General features: G+C 34.8%; 15 protein-coding genes and 1 tRNA gene. 14 read left to right on the forward strand and 2 right to left on the reverse strand.

Annotated elements, in window-relative coordinates:
- Positions 1-22 precede the first annotated feature (22 nt).
- The 11 genes from ACNQGX_RS02540 to ACNQGX_RS02590 all read left to right on the forward strand — a co-directional run bounded on the left by ACNQGX_RS02540 (position 23) and on the right by ACNQGX_RS02590 (position 12,766).
- Positions 23-93: transfer RNA gene (locus ACNQGX_RS02540), tRNA-Trp, on the forward strand.
- Between the two features lie 19 nt (positions 94-112).
- Positions 113-310 carry a preprotein translocase subunit SecE gene (secE, locus tag ACNQGX_RS02545; protein ID WP_039109059.1) on the forward strand — a complete coding sequence of 66 codons (198 nt, stop codon included), beginning with the start codon at positions 113-115 and terminating at the stop codon, positions 308-310.
- Positions 311-320: 10 nt separating this feature from the next.
- Complete coding sequence (gene nusG / locus ACNQGX_RS02550; protein ID WP_126455879.1) at positions 321-872, forward strand: transcription termination/antitermination protein NusG; 552 nt, start codon at positions 321-323, stop codon at positions 870-872.
- 68 nt (positions 873-940) lie between these two features.
- Positions 941-1,378, forward strand: coding sequence for a 50S ribosomal protein L11 (rplK, locus tag ACNQGX_RS02555; RefSeq protein ID WP_131992152.1), 438 nt, complete (start codon positions 941-943; stop codon positions 1,376-1,378).
- 13 nt (positions 1,379-1,391) lie between these two features.
- Positions 1,392-2,081, forward strand: coding sequence for a 50S ribosomal protein L1 (rplA, locus tag ACNQGX_RS02560; protein ID WP_072944426.1), 690 nt, complete (start codon positions 1,392-1,394; stop codon positions 2,079-2,081).
- A gap of 22 nt (positions 2,082-2,103) precedes the next feature.
- Complete coding sequence (rplJ, locus tag ACNQGX_RS02565) at positions 2,104-2,616, forward strand: 50S ribosomal protein L10 (RefSeq protein WP_417973733.1); 513 nt, start codon at positions 2,104-2,106, stop codon at positions 2,614-2,616.
- A gap of 90 nt (positions 2,617-2,706) precedes the next feature.
- On the forward strand, positions 2,707-3,075 hold the full coding sequence (rplL, locus tag ACNQGX_RS02570; RefSeq protein WP_077370834.1) for a 50S ribosomal protein L7/L12: 369 nt from the start codon (positions 2,707-2,709) through the stop codon (positions 3,073-3,075).
- A 276-nt stretch (positions 3,076-3,351) separates the two neighbouring features.
- On the forward strand, positions 3,352-7,164 hold the full coding sequence (gene rpoB / locus ACNQGX_RS02575) for a DNA-directed RNA polymerase subunit beta (protein ID WP_417973735.1): 3,813 nt from the start codon (positions 3,352-3,354) through the stop codon (positions 7,162-7,164).
- A 281-nt stretch (positions 7,165-7,445) separates the two neighbouring features.
- Positions 7,446-11,759 (forward strand): DNA-directed RNA polymerase subunit beta', encoded by a 4,314-nt coding sequence (rpoC, locus tag ACNQGX_RS02580; protein WP_417973737.1) that lies wholly within the window; start codon positions 7,446-7,448, stop codon positions 11,757-11,759.
- Positions 11,760-11,762: 3 nt separating this feature from the next.
- Entirely contained in the window at positions 11,763-12,074 is a 312-nt protein-coding gene (locus ACNQGX_RS02585) for a DUF3467 domain-containing protein (protein WP_073354716.1), read from the forward strand.
- Between the two features lie 329 nt (positions 12,075-12,403).
- Positions 12,404-12,766 carry a hypothetical protein gene (locus ACNQGX_RS02590; RefSeq protein WP_417973739.1) on the forward strand — a complete coding sequence of 121 codons (363 nt, stop codon included), beginning with the start codon at positions 12,404-12,406 and terminating at the stop codon, positions 12,764-12,766.
- Between the two features lie 83 nt (positions 12,767-12,849).
- Here the strand turns inward: ACNQGX_RS02590 and ACNQGX_RS02595 are convergent, their stop codons facing one another.
- Positions 12,850-14,439, reverse strand: coding sequence for a peptide chain release factor 3 (locus tag ACNQGX_RS02595; RefSeq protein ID WP_131916701.1), 1,590 nt, complete (start codon positions 14,437-14,439; stop codon positions 12,850-12,852).
- A 191-nt stretch (positions 14,440-14,630) separates the two neighbouring features.
- Positions 14,631-16,073, reverse strand: coding sequence for an alpha-amylase (locus tag ACNQGX_RS02600; protein WP_417973741.1), 1,443 nt, complete (start codon positions 16,071-16,073; stop codon positions 14,631-14,633).
- A gap of 761 nt (positions 16,074-16,834) precedes the next feature.
- Between ACNQGX_RS02600 and ACNQGX_RS02605 the strand changes: the two genes are divergently transcribed.
- The 3 genes from ACNQGX_RS02605 (at position 16,835) to ACNQGX_RS02615 (ending at position 22,443) form a co-directional block, all read left to right on the forward strand.
- Positions 16,835-18,265, forward strand: a complete 1,431-nt coding sequence (locus ACNQGX_RS02605; protein ID WP_417973743.1) for a peptidylprolyl isomerase — start codon at positions 16,835-16,837, stop codon at positions 18,263-18,265.
- A 118-nt stretch (positions 18,266-18,383) separates the two neighbouring features.
- Positions 18,384-19,337 (forward strand): AAA family ATPase, encoded by a 954-nt coding sequence (locus tag ACNQGX_RS02610; protein WP_417973745.1) that lies wholly within the window; start codon positions 18,384-18,386, stop codon positions 19,335-19,337.
- Between the two features lie 334 nt (positions 19,338-19,671).
- Positions 19,672-22,443, forward strand: coding sequence for a bifunctional aconitate hydratase 2/2-methylisocitrate dehydratase (locus ACNQGX_RS02615; protein WP_417973747.1), 2,772 nt, complete (start codon positions 19,672-19,674; stop codon positions 22,441-22,443).
- Position 22,444 lies beyond the last annotated feature (1 nt).

The raw sequence follows: 22,444 nt of genomic DNA on the forward strand, positions 1-22,444 counted from the left end.
CGATGACACTATTTTTTATTCTACGGGCGTAGTTCAAGGGTAGAATAGCGGTCTCCAAAACCGTTGATGGGGGTTCGAATCCCTCCGCCCGTGCAAAAAAAAATAAATCATAATGACAAAAGTTGTTAATTACATATCAGAAGCATTTGAGGAATTAAAGTCAAATGTGACTTGGCCAGCTTGGGCTGAGGTGCAACGTCTAACGATTGTTGTTGCTGTTTTTTCAGTATTATTCGCTTTGGCAACTTGGGGAGTAGATGAAATTTTCGCAAAAGCTTTGGCTGGATTTTTTAACTGGATAAAAGCATAATTTTTTTGTTATGGCAGATAATAATATTAAGAAGTGGTATGTCGTTAGAGCGGTAAGCGGGCAAGAAAATAAAGTGAAAGCTTATATTGAAACCGAAATTGCGCGACTAGGAATGGGAGATTATGTTTCGCAAGTTTTAGTGCCTACTGAAAAAGTAGTTACAGTAAAAGAGGGGAAAAAAATAATCAAAGACAAAGTTTATTTTCCTGGTTATGTTATGATTGAAGCTAATCTTATTGGAGAGATACCTCATATTATTAAGTCTATAACAAGTGTTATTGGTTTTCTAGGTGAAATCAAAGGTGGAGAGCCTGTGCCGTTGAGAATTTCAGAAGTAAACAGAATGTTAGGTAAAGTAGATGAGTTAGCTGTGAATACAGATACTCGTTCTATTCCTTTTAACATCGGTGAAACTATTAAGGTTGTTGACGGACCTTTTAATGGTTTTAACGGTACTGTTGAAAAAATTAATGAAGAAAAGCGTAAACTGGAAGTGATGGTTAAGATTTTCGGAAGAAAAACACCATTGGAATTGAGTTTTATGCAAGTTGAAAAAGTATAATTTTTTGTTACATCTATAATATCCATTACAATCGCTTCCAATGATTGTAGTGTTAAATTTTTTAAAAAATGGCTAAAGAAATTAGTAAGGTAGTTAAACTACAAGTTAAGGGAGGTGCTGCGAACCCGTCGCCACCGGTTGGACCTGCTTTAGGAGCTGCTGGGGTAAACATCATGGAATTCTGTAAGCAATTTAATGCTAGAACTCAAGATAAACCCGGCAAAATATGCCCAGTACAAATTACTGTGTATAAAGACAAATCATTTGATTTTGTTGTAAAAACTCCTCCAGCGGCAGTCCAGTTATTGGAAGCTGCAAAGCTAAAGTCCGGATCTGGTGAACCAAATCGTAAAAAAGTAGCTAGCGTTACTTGGGATGTTATTAGAACAATCGCCGACGACAAAATGGTAGATCTAAATGCATTCACAATCGAATCTGCTATGAGCATGATTGCTGGAACAGCTAGATCTATGGGTATAACTGTATCAGGAGATTCTCCTTTTTAATTAAGAGAAAGACATGGCAAAATTGACAAAAAAGCAAAAAGAGGCTGCTTCGAAAATTGAAAAGAACAAATTATACTCTTTAAAAGATGCTGCGGCATTGATAAAAGTTATTGCTTCTGCAAAATTTGATGAGTCTGTTGATATCGCAGTTCGATTGGGTGTAGATCCAAGAAAAGCGAATCAAATGGTAAGAGGTGTGGTAACATTACCTCATGGAACTGGTAAAGATGTTAAAGTATTAGCATTAGTTACTCCAGATAAAGAAGCGGAAGCTTTGGCAGCTGGTGCAGACTATGTTGGTCTTGATGATTACCTTCAAAAAATTAAAGACGGTTGGACAGATGTTGATGTTATCATCACTATGCCTGCTGTAATGGGTAAATTAGGTCCATTAGGTCGTATATTAGGACCTAGAGGTTTGATGCCAAACCCTAAAACAGGTACTGTAACTATGGATGTTGCTAAAGCTGTTGCAGAGGTTAAAGCTGGTAAAATTGACTTTAAAGTTGATAAAACTGGTATCGTACATGCAGGAATTGGTAAAGTTTCTTTTGGAGCTGAGCAAATTTATGACAATGCACACGAAATTATTCAAACATTAATCAAACTTAAACCAACTGCTGCTAAAGGTACCTATATTAAAGGGATTCACCTTACAAGCACGATGAGTCCTGCAATTGCATTGGACCCAAAAGCAGTATAATTGGTAGTTAATAATTTTTAGTATGACTAGAGAAGAAAAATCAATCGCGATTGAAGAATTAACTGCACAGTTAGCTGGTACAAATATCATTTATGTATCTGATATTTCTGGATTAAACGCAGAAACAACTTCAAACTTGAGAAGAGCTTGTTTTAAAGCAGGTATTAAATTAGAGGTAGTAAAAAACACTTTGCTTGCAAAAGCAATGGAAGTTTCAGATAATGATTATGGTGATTTACCTTCTGTATTGACAGGTAACAGTGCGATCTTTATTTCTGATATTGCAAACGCACCTGGAAAAATCATTAAAGATTTTAGAAAAAAATCTGACAAGCCTGTATTAAAAGGAGCTTATATTAACTCTGAAATTTACATCGGTGATGATCAATTAGATGCATTAGCAACTATTAAATCTAAAGAAGAGCTTATCGGCGAAATCATTGGATTGCTTCAATCACCAGCTCAAAGAGTTATTTCTGCACTTCAAAACCAATTCGCAAAAAGCGAAGAGGCTACAGAAGAAGTAGAAGCATAATAAAACCGACTTTATAGTCTAAGTTTTATTTTAAAAAGCGCACAATAAATAAATTATATTTTTACAAATCATTTTAAAACGATAGAAAAAATGGCAGATTTGAAACAATTCGCAGAACAATTAGTTAACCTAACGGTAAAAGAAGTTAACGAATTAGCAACAATATTAAAAGATGAGTACGGAATCGAACCAGCTGCTGCAGCTGTAGTGGTTTCAGGTGGTGGAGAAGCTGCTGCTGAAGAAGCTCAAACGGAGTTTACAGTTGTATTGAAAGAAGCTGGTGCTTCTAAATTAGCAGTTGTAAAATTAGTTAAAGAACTTACAGGTTTAGGTTTGAAAGAAGCTAAAGATGTAGTTGATAGCGCTCCAAGTAACGTTAAAGAAGGTGTAACTAAAGAAGAAGCTGAAGGGCTTAAAAAATCTTTAGAAGAAGCTGGAGCTGTTGTTGAGCTTAAATAGTTAAACTCAGTTTAAAGAATTAGGTTTAGGTCTTGGGTTTAGTCTCCCAATGACCTAAACCATTTTTCGTATAACAAAAGTCTACCTTGTATAATTACATAATAGTCTTTGAAAACAAATTCATTTTACCCATTACGAGGAAAAAAAATTAACAGATAATAAGAAAGTAGTTATCTTAAATTGGTTTTTAAAGATGTAATGGTTGTAAAAGAAAAGTATAAATAGATCAATATTTGTACAAAAAAATTACTTTTTTAATCAAAATTTTGTCCATTGATGATAACAAATCAGACCGAAAGATTGAATTTTGCCTCAACAAAAAATATTCCTGATTATCCAGATTTTCTAGATGTTCAGGTTAAATCGTTCAAAGATTTTTTTCAATTAGAAACTAAATCTGACGAAAGAGGCGACGAAGGGCTTTACAATACCTTCATGGAAAACTTCCCAATTACTGATACAAGAAATAACTTTGTATTGGAATTCCTTGATTATTTTGTAGATCCACCACGTTATACAATTCAAGAATGTATAGAAAGAGGTCTTACCTATAGTGTGCCTTTAAAAGCAAGGTTAAAACTATATTGTACAGATCCAGAACATGAAGATTTTGAAACTATTGTTCAAGATGTTTATCTTGGTACAATTCCTTATATGACGCCGAGCGGTACCTTTGTTATTAATGGTGCTGAGCGTGTAGTTGTTTCTCAATTACACAGATCTCCAGGTGTTTTCTTTGGTCAATCATTCCATGCAAATGGTACAAAATTGTATTCTGCCAGAGTAATTCCTTTTAAAGGTTCTTGGATAGAATTTTCTACAGATATTAATAGTGTAATGTACGCTTATATCGACAGAAAGAAAAAATTACCAGTTACCACTCTTTTTAGAGCAATTGGTTTTGAAAGAGATAAAGATATTCTAGAAATTTTTGATCTTGCTGAAGAAATTAAGGTTTCTAAAACAGGTCTAAAAAAATATATCGGTAGAAAATTAGCTGCCCGTGTATTGAATACATGGCATGAAGATTTCGTAGATGAAGACACTGGTGAAGTAGTTTCTATCGAACGTAACGAAATAATCCTTGATAGAGATACAATTATCGATAAAGATAATGTAGAGGAAATCATTGATTCTAACGTTAAATCTATTTTGCTGCATAAAGAAGATGCTAATCAAGGTGATTATGCGATCATTCATAATACGTTGCAAAAAGATCCAACAAACTCTGAAAAAGAGGCTGTTGAACATATCTACAGACAATTACGTAATGCTGAACCGCCTGATGAAGAAACGGCTCGTGGTATTATAGATAAATTATTCTTCTCTGACCAACGTTACAACTTAGGTGAAGTAGGTCGTTATAGAATAAATAAAAAATTAGGTTTAGATACTCCAATGGAAAAGCAAGTCTTGACCAAAGAAGATATCATAACTATTGTGAAATATTTGATCGAATTGATCAACTCTAAAGCAGAGATTGATGATATTGATCACTTATCAAACCGTCGTGTAAGAACAGTTGGAGAACAATTGTCGCAACAATTCGGTGTTGGTTTAGCGCGTATGGCGAGAACTATTCGTGAGAGAATGAACGTTAGAGATAACGAGGTGTTTACACCAATAGATTTGATTAATGCTAAAACATTATCATCTGTTATCAACTCTTTCTTTGGAACAAACCAGTTGTCTCAGTTTATGGATCAAACGAATCCACTTGCCGAGATTACGCACAAGAGAAGATTATCTGCACTAGGACCAGGTGGACTTTCGAGAGAAAGAGCAGGTTTTGAGGTACGTGACGTTCACTATACGCATTACGGACGTTTATGTCCAATTGAAACTCCTGAGGGACCAAACATTGGTTTGATTTCATCTCTTGGTGTTTATGCTAAAGTAAACGGAATGGGTTTCATCGAAACACCGTATCGTAAAGTAACAAACGGAACTGTAGATCTAGTGTCTACTCCAGTTTACTTAAGCGCAGAAGAAGAAGAAGGAATGATGATTGCTCAGGCAAATATTCAAATGGATGCTACAGGAAAAATTACTGCCGAAGACGTAATTGCGCGTCAAGAAGGTGATTTCCCAGTAATTGAACCAACAAAAGTTGATTATACGGATGTTGCTCCAAATCAAATTGCTTCTATCTCAGCTTCTTTGATTCCTTTCTTGGAACATGATGATGCGAATAGAGCCTTGATGGGATCTAACATGATGCGTCAGGCCGTACCATTAATTCGTCCTGAAGCTCCAATTGTTGGAACTGGTTTAGAGCGTCAAGTAGCTTCTGATTCTAGAGTATTAATTAATGCTGAAGGAGATGGAGTTATAGAATATGTAGATGCCAATATCATCACTATCAAATACGACCGTTCTGAGGAAGAAAGAATGGTAAGTTTTGAGTCGGATGAAAAAACATACAATCTAATTAAATTTAGAAAAACCAATCAAGGTACAAGTATCAACCTTAAACCTATCGTAAGAAAAGGGGATAGAGTGGTTCCTGGACAAGTATTATCTGAAGGATATGCGACTCAAAATGGTGAATTAGCTTTAGGTCGTAACCTAAAAGTTGCGTTTATGCCATGGAAAGGGTACAACTTCGAGGATGCGATTGTAATTTCTGAAAAAGTGGTTCGTGACGATATTTTTACCTCTATTCACGTGGATGATTATTCATTGGAAGTTAGAGATACTAAATTAGGTAACGAAGAATTAACGAACGATATACCGAACGTTTCTGAAGAAGCTACTAAAGATTTAGATGAAAATGGTATGATTAGAATTGGAGCCGAGGTTAAACCTGGTGACATTCTTATCGGAAAAATTACTCCAAAAGGGGAATCAGATCCTACTCCGGAAGAGAAATTGCTTCGTGCAATCTTCGGGGACAAAGCAGGTGATGTAAAAGATGCTTCATTAAAAGCCTCTCCTTCTTTACATGGTGTTGTTTTAGACAAAAAATTGTTCGCAAGAGCGGTAAAAGATAAACGTAAACGTACTCAGGATAAAGATGCTTTAGGAGCACTTGAAATGGAGTTTGAAGTTAAATTTGTTGAATTAAAAGACAAATTAGTGGAGAAACTTTTCTTGATCGTAAACGGAAAAACATCTCAAGGTGTAATGAATGATTTGGGTGAGGAAGTTTTACCAAAAGGTAAAAAATACACTCAAAAAATGCTTTATGCTGTTGAAGATTTTGCTCACTTAAGTAAAGGTCAATGGGTTGCAGATGATGCAACTAATAAAATGGTTAATGATTTAATTCATAACTATAAAATTAAATTGAACGATTTACAAGGTGCTTTACGTAGAGAGAAATTCACTATTACTGTTGGAGATGAATTGCCAGCAGGAATCTTGAAATTAGCGAAAGTATATATTGCCAAAAAACGTAAGTTGAAAGTTGGGGATAAAATGGCGGGACGTCACGGTAACAAAGGTATTGTTGCTCGTATCGTTCGTCATGAAGATATGCCTTTCTTGGAAGACGGAACGCCAGTTGATATCGTGTTGAACCCACTTGGTGTACCTTCACGTATGAACATTGGTCAAATTTATGAAACAGTTCTTGGTTGGGCAGGACAAAACTTGGGTAGAAAATTTGCTACACCAATTTTTGACGGAGCAACTTTAGATCAAATCAATGAATTGACTGACGAAGCTGGAATACCACGTTTTGGACATACACATTTATATGATGGTGGTACAGGAGAACGTTTCCACCAAGCTGCAACAGTAGGAGTTATCTACATGTTGAAACTTGGACACATGGTTGACGATAAAATGCACGCACGTTCTATAGGTCCATACTCGTTGATTACTCAACAACCATTGGGTGGTAAAGCTCAATTTGGAGGTCAGCGTTTTGGAGAGATGGAGGTTTGGGCACTTGAAGCTTATGGAGCATCAAGTACTCTTAGAGAAATCTTGACTGTGAAGTCTGATGATGTTATCGGTAGAGCAAAAACTTACGAAGCAATCGTAAAAGGTGAATCTATGCCAGAACCAGGATTACCTGAATCATTCAATGTATTGATGCATGAATTGAAAGGTCTTGGACTTGACATTCGTTTAGAAGAATAGTACTCAGTGATCAGTGATCAGTTGTCAGTTTCAAACTGAACACTGAACACTGATCACTTTTTTAAATTAGTTTTCAGGATTTATACCCGTAACCCGTTCCGATTTTTTATTTAGAGCCAAAAGGTTTTATAATTAGCACTTCAAAATTTTTATTTGAAGTTTAGAGAAGTAATTCGAGGTAATAGTTTAATGATTTAAATCTTTTTTTGAGCGATTCGCTTAAAAGTAAATCATAAATCTAAAATCAATTTTTAATTGCAAATAAATCAATAGTAAAAACTATGATGAATAATAGAAATAATAACAATAAAGATAAAAACCCTATAAAAAGGTTTAATAAAATCTCAATAGGACTTGCTTCTCCTGAATCTATCTTGAAAGAATCAAGAGGTGAAGTATTAAAGCCGGAAACAATCAACTACAGAACGCACAAGCCTGAGCGTGATGGTCTTTTCTGTGAACGTATTTTCGGACCAGTAAAAGATTTTGAATGTGCTTGTGGTAAGTATAAAAGAATACGTTACAAAGGTATTATCTGTGACCGTTGTGGTGTAGAAGTAACTGAGAAAAAAGTACGTAGAGACAGAGTAGGTCACATCAATCTTGTTGTGCCTATTGCTCATATCTGGTATTTCCGTTCACTTCCAAACAAAATTGGTTATATCCTTGGACTTCCATCTAAGAAATTAGACATGATTATCTACTACGAAAGATACGTAGTAATCCAAGCAGGTATCGCTAAAAATGCAGAAGGTGAATCAGTACAAAGATTAGACTTTTTGACAGAAGAAGAATATTTAAATATTTTAGACACTCTTCCTGTTGACAACCAATATCTTGATGATTTTGATCCTAATAAATTTGTTGCCAAAATGGGAGCAGAATGTATTATGGATTTATTGGCAAGAATTGATTTGGATCAATTGTCTTATCAATTGAGACACAATGCTAACAATGAAACGTCTAAACAACGTAAAACGGAAGCGTTAAAAAGATTACAAGTTGTTGAATCTTTCCGTGAGTCTAACTTGAACCGTGAGAATCGTCCTGAATGGATGATTATGAAAGTGGTACCAGTTATTCCACCAGAATTACGTCCACTTGTGCCACTTGATGGTGGTCGTTTTGCAACTTCAGATTTAAATGATTTATACCGTCGTGTAATTATACGTAACAACCGTTTGAAAAGATTAATGGAGATTAAAGCTCCGGAAGTTATCTTGAGAAACGAAAAACGTATGTTGCAGGAATCTGTAGATTCACTTTTCGATAATACTCGTAAGGCATCTGCAGTAAAAACAGAATCAAACAGACCATTAAAATCATTATCTGATTCCCTTAAAGGTAAACAAGGACGTTTCCGTCAAAATTTACTTGGAAAACGTGTGGATTATTCTGCTCGTTCGGTAATTGTTGTTGGACCTGAATTGAAATTATCTGAATGTGGTATCCCAAAAGATATGGCGGCAGAATTATACAAACCTTTCGTTATCCGTAAATTGATAGAAAGAGGAATTGTAAAAACGGTTAAATCTGCTAAGAAAATAATAGATAAGAAAGAGCCTGTAGTTTGGGATATCCTTGAAAATGTAATCAAAGGTCACCCAATATTACTGAATCGTGCTCCTACATTGCACAGATTAGGTATCCAAGCATTCCAGCCAAAATTAATTGAAGGAAAAGCAATCCAATTGCACCCTTTAGTTTGTACTGCATTTAATGCGGATTTTGATGGGGATCAAATGGCAGTTCACTTGCCGTTAGGACCAGAAGCTATTTTGGAAGCACAATTGTTAATGTTGGGTTCTCATAATATCTTGAATCCTGCTAATGGTGCTCCAATTACGGTACCTTCTCAGGATATGGTTTTGGGTCTATATTATATGACCAAAGAACGTTTATCTACGCCTGAGCTTAAAATTTTAGGAGAAGGAATCACTTTTTATTCTGCTGAAGAAGTAAATATTGCTTTGAATGAAGGTAGATTAGAATTGAATGCTTCTGTAAAAATTAGAGCAAAAGATTTTAATGAAGCAGGTGAGTTGGTTTACCAAATCATCAAAACAACTGCGGGTCGTGTATTATTTAATGAAGTAGTACCGGAAGCAGCTGGATATATCAATGATGTATTGACTAAGAAAAACCTTAGAGACATTATCGGTCACGTTTTAAGTTCTACTGATGTACCTACAACAGCGGCTTTCTTGGATAACATGAAAGACATGGGGTACAAATTTGCCTTCAAAGGTGGTTTGTCATTCTCTCTTGGGGATATTAGAATTCCAGATCAAAAACCAAAATTAATTGCAGACGCCAGAGAACAAGTTCAAGGTATTTCTGTAAATTATAATATGGGTCTTATTACCAATAACGAACGTTACAACCAAGTTATTGATGTATGGACTTCAGCAAATGCTCAATTGACAGAGTTAGCAATGAAAAACATTAGAGAAGACCAACAAGGTTTCAACTCAGTGTATATGATGCTTGATTCTGGAGCAAGGGGTTCCAAAGAACAAATTCGTCAGTTAACTGGTATGCGTGGTTTGATGGCCAAGCCAAAAAAATCTACTGCTGGTGGTGGTGAGATTATTGAAAACCCGATTCTTTCTAACTTTAAAGAAGGTCTTTCAATCCTTGAGTACTTTATCTCTACTCACGGGGCGCGTAAAGGTCTTGCGGATACGGCATTGAAAACTGCCGATGCAGGATATTTAACAAGAAGATTGCATGATGTATCTCAAGATGTTATTGTTAACATTGAAGATTGTGGTACTCTTAGAGGTGTTGAAGTTTCAGCATTGAAGAAAAATGAGGAAATTGTTGAATCATTAGGAGAAAGAATTTTAGGACGTGTTGTTTTACAAGACGTAGTTAATCCTTTAAACAATGAAGTTTTAATTCAATCTGGACAACAAATCACAGAAGTTATAATGAAAGCAATTGACGCTTCTCCAATCGAGAAAGTGGAAGTGCGTTCACCATTAACTTGTGAAGCGTTAAAAGGTATTTGTGCAAAATGTTACGGTAGAAATTTAGCTACTGGTAAAATGACACAAAGAGGAGAAGCAGTTGGTGTTATTGCAGCACAATCTATTGGAGAACCTGGTACACAGTTAACATTACGTACATTCCACGTTGGTGGGGTTGCGGGTGGTATTTCTGAAGAATCAAGCATCGTTACCAAATTTAATGGTAAACTTGAAATCGAAGATTTAAAAACTGTTAAAGGAGAAGATAGCGAAGGTAATGCAGTTGATATTGTTGTATCTCGTTCTACTGAATTGAAATTAATTGATGAAAGAACAGGTATCTTATTAAGTACAAATAATATTCCTTACGGTTCAAGTATTTTCGTTAAAGACGGTCAATCTGTCGCTAAAGGAGATGTGATTTGTAAATGGGATCCATATAATGGAGTTATCGTTTCTGAATTTACCGGTAAAATTGCTTACGAAGATTTAGAGCAAGGTCAATCATTCATGGTTGAAATTGATGAGCAAACTGGTTTCCAAGAAAAAGTAATTTCTGAATCTAGAGCTAAAAAATTAATTCCAACTTTATTGGTTTACGGTAAAGAAGGAGAACTAATTCGTTCTTATAACTTACCAGTTGGAGCCCACTTGATGGTTGAAAACGGTGAGAAAATTAAAGCAGGTAAAGTATTGGTGAAAATTCCACGTCGTTCTTCTAAATCAGGAGATATTACAGGAGGTTTACCTAGAATTACAGAGTTGTTAGAAGCTCGTAATCCTTCAAATCCAGCCGTTGTTTCTGAAATCGATGGTGTTGTTTCTTTTGGAAAAATCAAAAGAGGTAACCGTGAGATTGTTATCGAATCTAAATTTGGTGACGTTAGAAAATACTTGGTTAAATTATCAAGCCAAATTCTAGTTCAAGAAAATGACTTCGTAAGAGCAGGGGTGCCTTTATCTGATGGTGCAATTACTCCGGATGATATTTTAAGAATCCAAGGACCAGCCGCTGTTCAACAGTATTTGGTTAATGAAATTCAAGAAGTATACCGTTTGCAAGGGGTAAAAATCAACGACAAACACTTTGAAGTAGTAATACGTCAAATGATGCGTAAAGTAAGAGTACAAGATCCAGGTGATACTTTATTCTTAGAAGATCAATTGATTCACACTAAAGACTTTATCGTTCAAAACGATAAATTATATGGTATGAAAGTAGTTGAAGATGCTGGAGATTCTAGTGCTTTAAAAGAAGGTCAAATTATTACGCCTCGTGAGTTGCGTGATGAAAACTCTTTATTGAAACGTACAGATAAAAATCTTGTTGTAGCTCGTGATGTTGTTACTGCAACTGCAACACCAGTTTTACAAGGTATTACAAGAGCGTCGCTTCAAACTAAATCGTTTATTTCTGCTGCCTCTTTCCAAGAGACTACTAAAGTATTGAACGAAGCTGCTGTTGCAGGTAAAATCGATTACTTAGAAGGATTGAAAGAAAATGTAATTGTAGGACATAGAATCCCTGCCGGAACTGGTATGAGAGAATATGACAATACAATTGTAGGGTCAAAAGAAGATTATAACGATATGATGGCTAACAAAGAAGAATATATTTATTAAAATATGAGTAATTCTAATCAACAACAAGAGCAAATTAATATTGAGCTTGATGAAAAAATTGCTGAAGGAATTTATTCCAATTTGGCAATAATAAATCACTCTTCATCAGAGTTTGTTTTAGATTTTGTAAGCATCATGCCTGGTATTCCTAAAGCTAAGGTGAAATCAAGAATTGTCTTGACGCCACAACATGCTAAAAGATTGTTGAAAGCAATAGGAGAAAATATTCACCGTTTTGAAGTCGCTCATGGCGAAATAAAAGACACTGAACAAGCACCGATTCCGCTTAATTTTGGTCCTGCGGGACAAGCATAATATTCTTTAAAAGGCTCCAGAAATGGAGCCTTTTTTGTTTTATCAAATGCAAATTTGGATTTTATTATTTATTTTTTGAAAGCATTAATACTACAAATTTATACCGTTTTTTTTGGAGTCTCTAGTGTACGGTATCATAACTCACAATAAATTTTATTCACAAATTGATTATTAACTCACCATTAAATCTTATGCGTGAATAACAAATTTGTGCTTTAAACGAGTATTACGGTGCTTCATCGAAAATATTTTTTATTAAAAATTTAATGATTTAGTTTCGTCCAAGAATAAGGGAAACATATTATTAAATTTCTAATAAAAAACATAAAATGAATTATTTTTCAAAACATAATGACACTAAAAAGAGTAACAACACCTTTATGTTGTTAGTTATTATTTTATTGTCTAATGTTGCTGTTTTTGGTCAATCAACTGAAAATAATGTTGCTGCTAATGCTACTGAAGTTATTAGTGTTGCAAAACAAGAAAATATTTCAACAAGTACTTCTTCTTCAAGTAGTATGAATTTTGTGTTATGGTTTATGGGTTCGAAACAAGATCCAAACAGTACGATTTCTACACAAGGAACAAATACAAAAAAACAGGTTATCACTTCTGGAGCGGCTCCAAACCGTCTTTTGATAAAAACTTTTTTGAAAAAAGCAGTAAATTTGGAGAGTATGGTTGCTTAATCTTAAATTAATTTTATGATATAAAAAAAACGCTAATTTTTAAATTAGCGTTTTTTTATGCAACGTTTTATGAGAATATAATTTTACTCAAATTCTGAAGTAAAATATAATTTCACATTTGGATATTTATTCTGTGTCATTTGGATCGTAAAGTCAGAATCAGCTAAAAACACTAATTGTCCGTATTTATCATGCGCCAAGAATTTCTGTTTGATTCTTCTAAATTCTTTAAACTCATCGCTTTTTAGATCATTTGGTTTTACCCAACATGCTTTGTGTACCGGAAAGTTTTCATACGTACATTTTGCGCCATATTCATGTTCTAAACGGTATTGGATAACCTCGTATTGAAGTGCGCCAACCGTTCCAATGATTTTTCTGTTGTTCATTTCCAGCGTAAATAATTGTGCTACACCTTCGTCCATCAATTGATCGATTCCTTTGTCCAATTGCTTGGCTTTCATCGGATCAGCGTTGTTGATGTATCTGAAATGCTCCGGAGAGAAACTTGGAATTCCTTTGAAACTCATGATTTCTCCTTCGGTCAACGTATCACCAATTTTGAAATTTCCGGTATCATGCAAGCCTACAATATCACCTGGATAGGAGATGTCTACAATTTCTTTCTTTTCTGCAAAAAAGGCATTTGGACTGGAGAATTTTAAATTCTTCTTTTGACGAACGTGATAATACGGTTTATTTCTTTCGAAAGTTCCAGAAACAATTTTTATAAAGGCCAGACGGTCTCTGTGTTTTGGATCCATATTGGCATGGATTTTAAAAACAAATCCAGTCATTTTTTCTTCTTTGGGATCTACTAATCGTGTTTCAGAATCTTTAGGTCTTGGCGATGGAGCAATTTGTACAAAACAGTCCAGTAATTCTCTAACTCCAAAATTATTCAATGCTGAACCAAAAAATACAGGTTGCAGTTTTCCGTCTAAATAGTCCTGACGATCAAATTTTGGATATACTTCATCTATTAGTTCTAATTCTTCTCGTAATCTGTCAGCGGGTTTTTGACCGATAATTTTTTCTAATTCCGGATTTTTAACATCGGAGAAAGCGATAGTTTCTTCAATATTCTTGCGGCTGTCTCCACTAAATAAATTGATATTTTGTTCCCATAAATTATAAATTCCTTGAAAATCATAACCCATTCCTATTGGGAAACTTAATGGAGTAACTGTTAAACCCAGTTTTTGTTCCACTTCATCCATCAAGTCAAAAGCATCTTTTCCTTCTCTGTCTAATTTATTGATGAACACGATAATTGGAATTTTTCGCATTCTACAAACAGCCACTAATTTTTCTGTTTGTTCCTCCACACCTTTGGCAACGTCAATTACAACAATAACGCTGTCAACAGCGGTTAAGGTTCTAAAAGTATCCTCGGCAAAATCCTTGTGTCCGGGAGTATCTAGAATGTTTATTTTTTTGTCTTTATAATTGAATGCCAAAACCGAAGTAGAAACCGAAATCCCTCTCTGGCGCTCAATTTCCATAAAATCACTGGTAGCGCCTTTTTTGATTTTGTTATTTTTTACCGCACCCGCTTCTTGAATTGCACCACCAAAAAGGAGGAGTTTCTCAGTAAGTGTTGTTTTTCCGGCATCAGGATGTGAGATAATCCCGAAAGTTCTTCTGCGTTGTATTTCTTCTAAAAAGCCCATGTTTATATAAATAGTTTGCAAAAGTACTATTTATAAATGCCAATTAAAAAAATTGTATACTCTAAATGGAGTAGGCGAGTTTTGAAGTTACAATTCTGGGGGTTTTAAATCAATATTAGAATTGAGAATATTTAACAACTGATAAAAAAAGAAGGCTGTCTTTTTCAGACAGCCTTTATGATATTTATGTGTTACATGTTGATTGACCAAACAGAATATCCATTTGGCGGACACTGAATTTTAACCCATTTATCACCTTGTGTTGTAGGAAACCAAGTTGAATTTCCTGTGAAATCTTTGATTTGGGCATTAGCCCAATTTGTCTGGATCCATCTTTCTTGCCAAGTTGAAGAGTTATTAATGTAAACCACTAAACCAGGATTTCCATTATAGCCATTTCTTCTGGCGATATATTCATCAGTATCGGTGTATAAAATAGAAGTAGTTCCGGTTCCTTTATTGTTGTGAATCCAGATAAGATTATCCAGTTTCGCTTTATTCAACCATTCTTCATAATCTCTGTAAAAAATAGTTGGATATCCTTCGTGAGTTAAAATATAAGCGTACGCTAACTCTTTTTTCCAAATTTCATCGGTGTCATGATTGGAGACGAAAGTAACCGCTTTGTAAGGGTTTCTTTTCCACATCATGTCATCATTTAAAATATTTAGATTGTTTCCGTCAAATGCATCGTTCATTTTATAGTAACATGCAAAATCAAAAACAGAACTATTGGCATTATTCGCCCAATCATTCAGTATGTTTACGTTAGAATCCCATAACTCACCAACGGAGAATCCACCAACGTTTGCATTCCAATCTTTTATTACCCAAGGAGCAAAACCTTTCACGTAATCAAATCTCCAGCCATCAAACTTCATGGTGTTTTTATAATATTTCCCTACACCATCTGCTCTTTTCCAAAGCCAGTCTTGAACATTAGGCACAACATGAGCTAAGTCAGGAAAGCCTCCAAAAGCACCTTCATCGTTATTTCCGTATGAATTTTTGTAAAAATCAGCGCTGGTTCTTGGGAATTTCCCTGAAGCGACGCCAGTAAAGTTAGTATAGGTTTGTGTTCCTGTAAAAGGATTGTTTTCTAATTGTCCGCCGCTATTGTGATTTAATACCATATCAGCATATACTTGCATGTTTTCGGCGTGCACTTTAGTTATCAGACTTTCTAATTCTGTGCGGGAACCAAATCTGGTTTCTACAGTGCCATTTTGATTGTAATTTCCAAAATCGAAATAATCTGTAGGGTCGTAACCCATAGAAAATGGTCCATTTTGAGCTTTTGAAACCGGAGGAAGCCAGATGGAACCAATACCTGCATTTGACCAAGCAGTTATTTTGGCGTTAACAGTATTCCACCAGTTTCCGCCAGCAGGAACGTCCCAATAGAAAGCTTGCATCATGACGCCACCGCCAGGATTAGCAACGTATCTTCCGGTTGTTGAAGTAGTCGATTTTCCGGTACTGAATGGTTGTCCATCGTGATGTGTAACGTTGATTACTTTGAATTGTGAAGCTGCAGCAGCTGAATCTGTTAACAGATCGTCATTCGAATTGCACGAATACATACCAACTAATAATGCTGATAATAGATACGCTTTAAAATTTTGTTTTTTCATAAATGAATACATTAGGTTAGGTAATAGATTTTGGGGTAACAATTGAAAAATAGAAAGTGATATGATTTCTAGAAATTTAATTTTTATGGAGTGTTTTTTTAAGATTAGAAATAAAAACTCGTTTTATCAAAATCAAATAAATTAGTATAAATTTATTTTTATGTTTAATTTTTTGATAAAACATTACTTTTTTAGCTAATTTATGCAAATTCTTACGCGAGTAGCATGTGAATTTTTTTAACCCTTAACGAAAACGTTGTAGTGTTTACAACTTTTTGAATAGAGCGTTAAAAATGAGAATTTTAAGCCCTGTTTTTTTTGTTTTTAGGAGTGATTTTTTTAATTATAAGTTCATTTTGAATGAATGAAATATTAGAAAAAGGAAAAACAGTTCTCGCAAAAAAGTAGGATGTTTGAAAAAGCAAAATAAATTTATACTGGAATCATTCAATACTATACAATGAAGATTTTAATCTTTTTCACTTCTAACCTTCAGTTTCTTTACGATTTAGAAGCGAAACAGGACAATAAATAAATCCGTTTATAATTTTTTGTTAATAGTAGGTAGGAAACTTGTATTATGTAATTGAATTGTTATTTTTGTTCGTTTTAAATTTAAAGAATGCTAAGGAATTGTATTATAAATTCAATTCGCTTCTTGATTCTTAAAGTGTATATTTGCCAAGATTAACAGAACATTTATAGGACCAGATTTAAAAACAGGAAAATAACGATCTTACGATAAAAAATAAATTAAAAAAATGCCATTAAAAAAAATACAAATGAAATCCATTAATAATAAAATTGCACTTACTTTTTTTCTTTTGCTTTTTTCAACTGTTGTAGCAAGTGCGCAAGAAATTATTAAGGATAGTGTAGTTACTCCAGTTAAAAAAATACAAGCTACTGGAAAACAAAAAATTGATGGTGTTATTGCCACTGTAGGAGACTATATTGTATTAGATTCAGATATTGACAAGTCGTATCTTGAAATTTCTGCAGGGGGAGGTTCTGTAAAAGACATTACAAGATGTCAAATGCTAGGAAAATTACTCGAAGATAAATTATATGCGCACCAAGCAATACAAGATAGTATTGTAGTGACAGATGCTGAAGTTAAAGGCATGATGGAAGATCGTTTGAGCTATATGATAGAGCAAATAGGATCTTTGGACAAAGTAGTGAAATATTATAAAAAAGATTCTGAAGAAGAATTTAGAACTTATTTTTCTGATATTTTGAAAGAAGGTAGGTTAAGTACAGCAATGCGAAATAAAATTGTTGATGCTGTAGAAATTACTCCTGAAGAAGTCCGTAATTATTTTAAAACAATACCTACTGCAGATCTTCCTTTTTTTGGTGTAGAATTGGAAGTGGCTCAAATTGTGGTTGCTCCTAAAGTTTCGGATGCCGATAAACAAAAAGTAATTGATAGACTAAATGGTTTCAAAAAAGAAATAGAAGAAGGTTCTAGTTTTTCTACTAAAGCTGTTTTATATTCTCAGGATCCGGGTTCAAGATCAAATGGTGGGTTTTATAAAATGAATCGTAAAACACCATTTGTAAAAGAATTTAAGGATGTGGCTTTTAGTCTTGCTGAAGGAGAAATTTCGGCTCCTTTTGAAACAGATTTTGGTTTTCATATCATTTATGTTGAAAAAATTAAAGGGCAAGAAGTAGAATTGCGTCATATATTATTGACACCAACCGTAACTGAGGACGCATTGAATGAAGCTAAAGAAAAAATTACTTTGATCAAAAAAAGAATCGAAGATAAAGAAATCACTTTTGCGGAAGCGGCCAGAACACTATCTGATGAGAAAGAAACAAGAGTTAACGGCGGTGCTTTAATCAACCCTAAAACACAAGATACTCGTTTTGAGTTGACAAAAATGGATCCGGCTTTTTACAGCCAAGTATCTAATTTGAAAGAGGGTGAAGTTTCGGCTCCTATATTAGAACAAGGAGAAGAAGGAAAGAAAAAATTCAAATTAATTACCGTGACGAATAGGATAGATGAGCATGCGGCAGATTATGCTAAAGATTACATCAAGATAAAAGATTTGGCTTTAAAAAGCAAACAGATTACTGCTATTGGGAAATGGTTTGATGAAAAGATTAAAGAAACCTACATCAAAATCATTGGAGAATACAGGGATTGTGATTTTACAAACAATTGGCTTAAAAAATAGTATTCTTATTCCTTTACCAGATTAGAATTAGGAATAAAAATTTTCCGATAAATAAATAAAAAGAGTTAGTTTTATGATTTCATAACGCTAACTCTTTTTAATTTTAAATACTTAATACATGTCAGACGTAGCAGCAATACATAACTTAGTTCAAAAAAGGAATGAGCTAAAAACGGAGATAGCAAAAATCATTGTTGGTCAAGATGGCGTGGTAGATCAAATTTTGCTTTGTATATTTTCTGGGGGGCATGCATTATTAGTTGGAGTTCCTGGATTAGCCAAAACGTTGATGGTGAATACGCTTGCACAAGCACTGGGACTTGATTTCAAAAGAATTCAGTTTACTCCGGATTTGATGCCGTCAGATATACTTGGGAGTGAAATTCTTGATGAGAACCGTCATTTCAAATTTATAAAAGGACCCATTTTTTCGAATATTATTCTGGCCGATGAGATCAACAGAACGCCTCCAAAAACTCAAGCTGCTTTGCTGGAAGCCATGCAGGAACGTTCCGTTACCATTGCTGGTGAGAACTATAAATTAGACTTGCCTTATTTTGTTTTGGCAACTCAAAATCCTATTGAGCAGGAAGGAACGTATCCTTTACCTGAAGCGCAATTAGACCGATTTATGTTTGCCATAAAACTGGAATATCCTTCTTTTGAAGAAGAAGTTCAGGTAGTAAAAAGGACGACTTCAGTTTTGAATAATACGATTAATCCATTGTTTACAGCACAAGAAATTATTGATTTCCAGCAATTAATCCGTAGAATACCTGTCGCTGATAATGTAATCGAATATGCAGTAACATTGGTGAGCAAAACAAGACCGGACAATTCTTTGTCTAACGAGTTTGTAAAAAATTATCTGGATTGGGGAGCAGGACCAAGAGCTTCTCAAAATTTAATTTTGGCTGCTAAAGCGAACGCGGCTTTCAATGGAAAATTTTCTCCTGATATTGAAGATGTAAAAGCCGTGGCAACTGGAATTTTGCGTCATAGAATTATCAAAAATTACAAAGCTGATGCCGAAGGAATTACGGAAGAAATGATTATTGCGAAATTAATTTAATTGAGAAGGCTAATTTAGAAAGGTTCTTTATTCAATTGCGAATAAAGAACCTTTTTGTTTTTAGGAATGAATTTCGACTTTGTTGGAAAAAAGATCTTATATTATTGATTGTTTAGTTTTTTGATAAAAATCCGTGTTTTTATTAATATAGAGCAATAAAAACGATTATTTTACAATAATAATTTTTCAAAAGGCGACTTCTATTAAATTTTTTTTATTCTCATCTTTAATTATTAAATTTGCTCCACAAAATAAACTAATATCTATTTATTATGGCTTTTGATATTGAAATGATCAATGAAATCTGCCTTTAAAATTGAAAAGACTTCTATATATGAACACTTATAAGGATTACATCCAAGAGATTGAAGAACGAAAAGGCCAGGGGCTTAACCCGAAGCCAATTGATGGTGCTGAATTGCTAAGCGAAATCATCGAACAAATTAAAGATTTGAATAATGAGTACAGAGCGGATTCTCTTAATTTTTTTATTTATAATGTTGTACCCGGGACTACTAGCGCTGCTGGTGTAAAAGCTAAATTTTTAAAGGAAATTATTCTGGGGGAATCAGTAGTTGCTGAAATTAAGCCAGCTTTTGCTTTAGAGTTATTATCTCACATGAAGGGTGGAACTTCTATTGAGGTGTTACTTGATTTAGCTTTAGGTAATGATGTTGCTATTGCTAAAGAAGCAGCAGCCGTTTTGAAAACACAAGTTTATCTTTATGAGGCGGATACAGATCGTTTAGAAGCAGCATTCAAAAATGGTAATGAAATAGCTGCAGCTATTCTAGAGAGCTATGCTAAGGCTGAGTTCTTTACTAAATTATCAGACATACCAGAAGAAATTAAGGTAGTTACTTTTATTGCTGGTGAAGGGGATATCTCAACTGATTTACTTTCTCCAGGTAATCAGGCACACTCAAGATCTGATCGTGAACTTCATGGTAAATGTTTAATTTCTCCTGAAGCACAAGCTGAAATCAAAGCATTAGGAGAAGCGCATCCTGATAAGAGTGTGATGCTAATCGCTGAGAGAGGTACTATGGGTGTAGGATCATCAAGAATGTCAGGTGTAAACAACGTGGCATTATGGACAGGTAAACAAGCAAGTCCATATGTTCCATTTATCAATATTGCTCCAATCATTGCGGGTACAAACGGTATTTCACCGATTTTTCTAACGACTGTAGGGGTTACAGGTGGAATTGGAATTGATCTTAAAAACTGGGTAAAAAAGTTAGATGCACAAGGTAATGTTGTATTTGATGCAGCAGGAGAAGCAGTTCTTGAAGAAGTTTACTCTGTTGCTACTGGAACTGTTTTTACAATCAACACGAAAACGAAGAAACTTTATAATGGAGATAAGGAATTGATTGATATGTCATCTTCTTTAACTCCTCAAAAAGTTGAATTTATTAAAGCTGGTGGATCGTATGCTATTGTATTCGGTAAAAAACTACAGACATTTGCAGCAAAAACTTTAAATATAGATATACCTCAGGTATATGCTCCATCAAAAGAAATTTCTATCGATGGACAAGGTCTTACAGCAGTAGAAAAAATATTCAATAAAAACGCTGTTGGAACTACTCCAGGAAAAGTGTTGCACGCAGGTTCAGATGTACGTGTGGAGGTAAATATTGTAGGGTCTCAGGATACAACTGGTCTTATGACATCTCAGGAATTGGAGTCTATGGCTGCTACTGTGATTTCTCCAATAGTGGATGGTGCTTACCAATCAGGTTGTCATACTGCTTCAGTTTGGGATAATAAGTCTAAAGCAAATATTCCTAGATTAATGAAGTTTATGAACGACTTCGGTTTGATTACGGCTCGTGATCCTAAAGCAGGATATCATGCTATGACCGATGTAATTCACAAAGTATTGAACGATATTACCGTAGACGATTGGGCTATCATCATTGGTGGTGACTCTCATACAAGAATGTCTAAAGGTGTTGCTTTCGGCGCTGACTCAGGAACAGTTGCTCTTGCACTAGCTACAGGTGAAGCTACTATGCCAATCCCTCAATCAGTGAAGGTAACGTTCAAAGGGGAGATGAAGCATTACATGGATTTCCGTGATGTGGTTCATGCTACTCAAGCACAGATGCTTCATCAGTTTAAAGGAGAAAACGTATTCCAAGGTAGAGTTATTGAGGTGCATATCGGTACACTTAATGCGGATCAATCCTTTACATTTACGGATTGGACTGCCGAGATGAAAGCGAAAGCTTCTATCTGTATTTCTGAAGATGATACTTTGATTGAATCCTTAGAGATAGCAAAGAGTAGAATCCAGATCATGATTGATAAGGGGATGGATAATGCAAAACAAGTTCTTAAAGGTTTGATTGCGATAGCGGATAAGAGAATAACTGAGATCAAAACAGGTGTGAAACCAGCTTTGACTCCGGACGCAGATGCTAAGTATTATGCTGAAGTTGTTGTTGATCTTGATGTGATTGCTGAGCCAATGATTGCAGATCCAGACGTAAATAATATTGATGTTTCTAAGCGATATACTCACGACACCATCAGACCTCTTTCTTTTTATGGTGGAGATAAAAAAGTAGATCTTGGTTTCATTGGATCTTGTATGGTGCATAAAGGAGATATGAAAATTCTAGCTCAAATGCTTAAGAATATAGATGCGCAACAAGGTAAGGTGGAGTTCAAAGCACCACTAGTTGTGGCTCCTCCAACCTATAACATCGTAGATGAACTTAAAGCAGAAGGAGACTGGGAAATTTTACAAAAGTACTCTGGTTTTGAATTTGATGATAACGTACCTAAAGCAGTAGCGCGTACAGCATACGAAAAAATGTTGTATTTAGAGCGTCCAGGATGTAATCTATGTATGGGTAATCAGGAAAAAGCAGCAAAAGGAGATACTGTAATGGCGACTTCTACTCGTCTTTTCCAAGGAAGAGTTGTTGAGGATACTGAAGGTAAAAAAGGAGAGTCTTTGCTTTCGTCTACACCAGTTGTAGTTTTATCAACAATCTTAGGTAGAACTCCTACTATGGATGAGTACAAAGCTGCAGTAAAAGGGATCAACTTGACTAAGTTTGCACCGCCTCATAAGCAATTGGTAAGATAAT

The organism is Flavobacterium glycogeni (genome assembly GCF_048286775.1).
Classification (GTDB): Bacteria; Bacteroidota; Bacteroidia; order Flavobacteriales; family Flavobacteriaceae; genus Flavobacterium.

What these genes read in the sequence shown, in the direction of transcription:
- rplJ (WP_417973733.1), top strand. Translation starts at nt 2,104, where the DNA reads ATGACTAGAGAAGAAAAATCAATCGCGATTGAAGAATTAACTGCACAG.
- ACNQGX_RS02610 (WP_417973745.1), top strand. Translation starts at nt 18,384, where the DNA reads ATGTCAGACGTAGCAGCAATACATAACTTAGTTCAAAAAAGGAATGAG.
- rpoC (WP_417973737.1), top strand. Translation starts at nt 7,446, where the DNA reads ATGATGAATAATAGAAATAATAACAATAAAGATAAAAACCCTATAAAA.
- ACNQGX_RS02595 (WP_131916701.1), bottom strand. Translation starts at nt 14,439, where the DNA reads ATGGGCTTTTTAGAAGAAATACAACGCAGAAGAACTTTCGGGATTATC.
- rplK (WP_131992152.1), top strand. Translation starts at nt 941, where the DNA reads ATGGCTAAAGAAATTAGTAAGGTAGTTAAACTACAAGTTAAGGGAGGT.
- nusG (WP_126455879.1), top strand. Translation starts at nt 321, where the DNA reads ATGGCAGATAATAATATTAAGAAGTGGTATGTCGTTAGAGCGGTAAGC.
- ACNQGX_RS02600 (WP_417973741.1), bottom strand. Translation starts at nt 16,073, where the DNA reads ATGAAAAAACAAAATTTTAAAGCGTATCTATTATCAGCATTATTAGTT.
- ACNQGX_RS02605 (WP_417973743.1), top strand. Translation starts at nt 16,835, where the DNA reads ATGCCATTAAAAAAAATACAAATGAAATCCATTAATAATAAAATTGCA.
- ACNQGX_RS02590 (WP_417973739.1), top strand. Translation starts at nt 12,404, where the DNA reads ATGAATTATTTTTCAAAACATAATGACACTAAAAAGAGTAACAACACC.
- ACNQGX_RS02615 (WP_417973747.1), top strand. Translation starts at nt 19,672, where the DNA reads ATGAACACTTATAAGGATTACATCCAAGAGATTGAAGAACGAAAAGGC.
- secE (WP_039109059.1), top strand. Translation starts at nt 113, where the DNA reads ATGACAAAAGTTGTTAATTACATATCAGAAGCATTTGAGGAATTAAAG.
- rplL (WP_077370834.1), top strand. Translation starts at nt 2,707, where the DNA reads ATGGCAGATTTGAAACAATTCGCAGAACAATTAGTTAACCTAACGGTA.
- ACNQGX_RS02585 (WP_073354716.1), top strand. Translation starts at nt 11,763, where the DNA reads ATGAGTAATTCTAATCAACAACAAGAGCAAATTAATATTGAGCTTGAT.
- rpoB (WP_417973735.1), top strand. Translation starts at nt 3,352, where the DNA reads ATGATAACAAATCAGACCGAAAGATTGAATTTTGCCTCAACAAAAAAT.
- rplA (WP_072944426.1), top strand. Translation starts at nt 1,392, where the DNA reads ATGGCAAAATTGACAAAAAAGCAAAAAGAGGCTGCTTCGAAAATTGAA.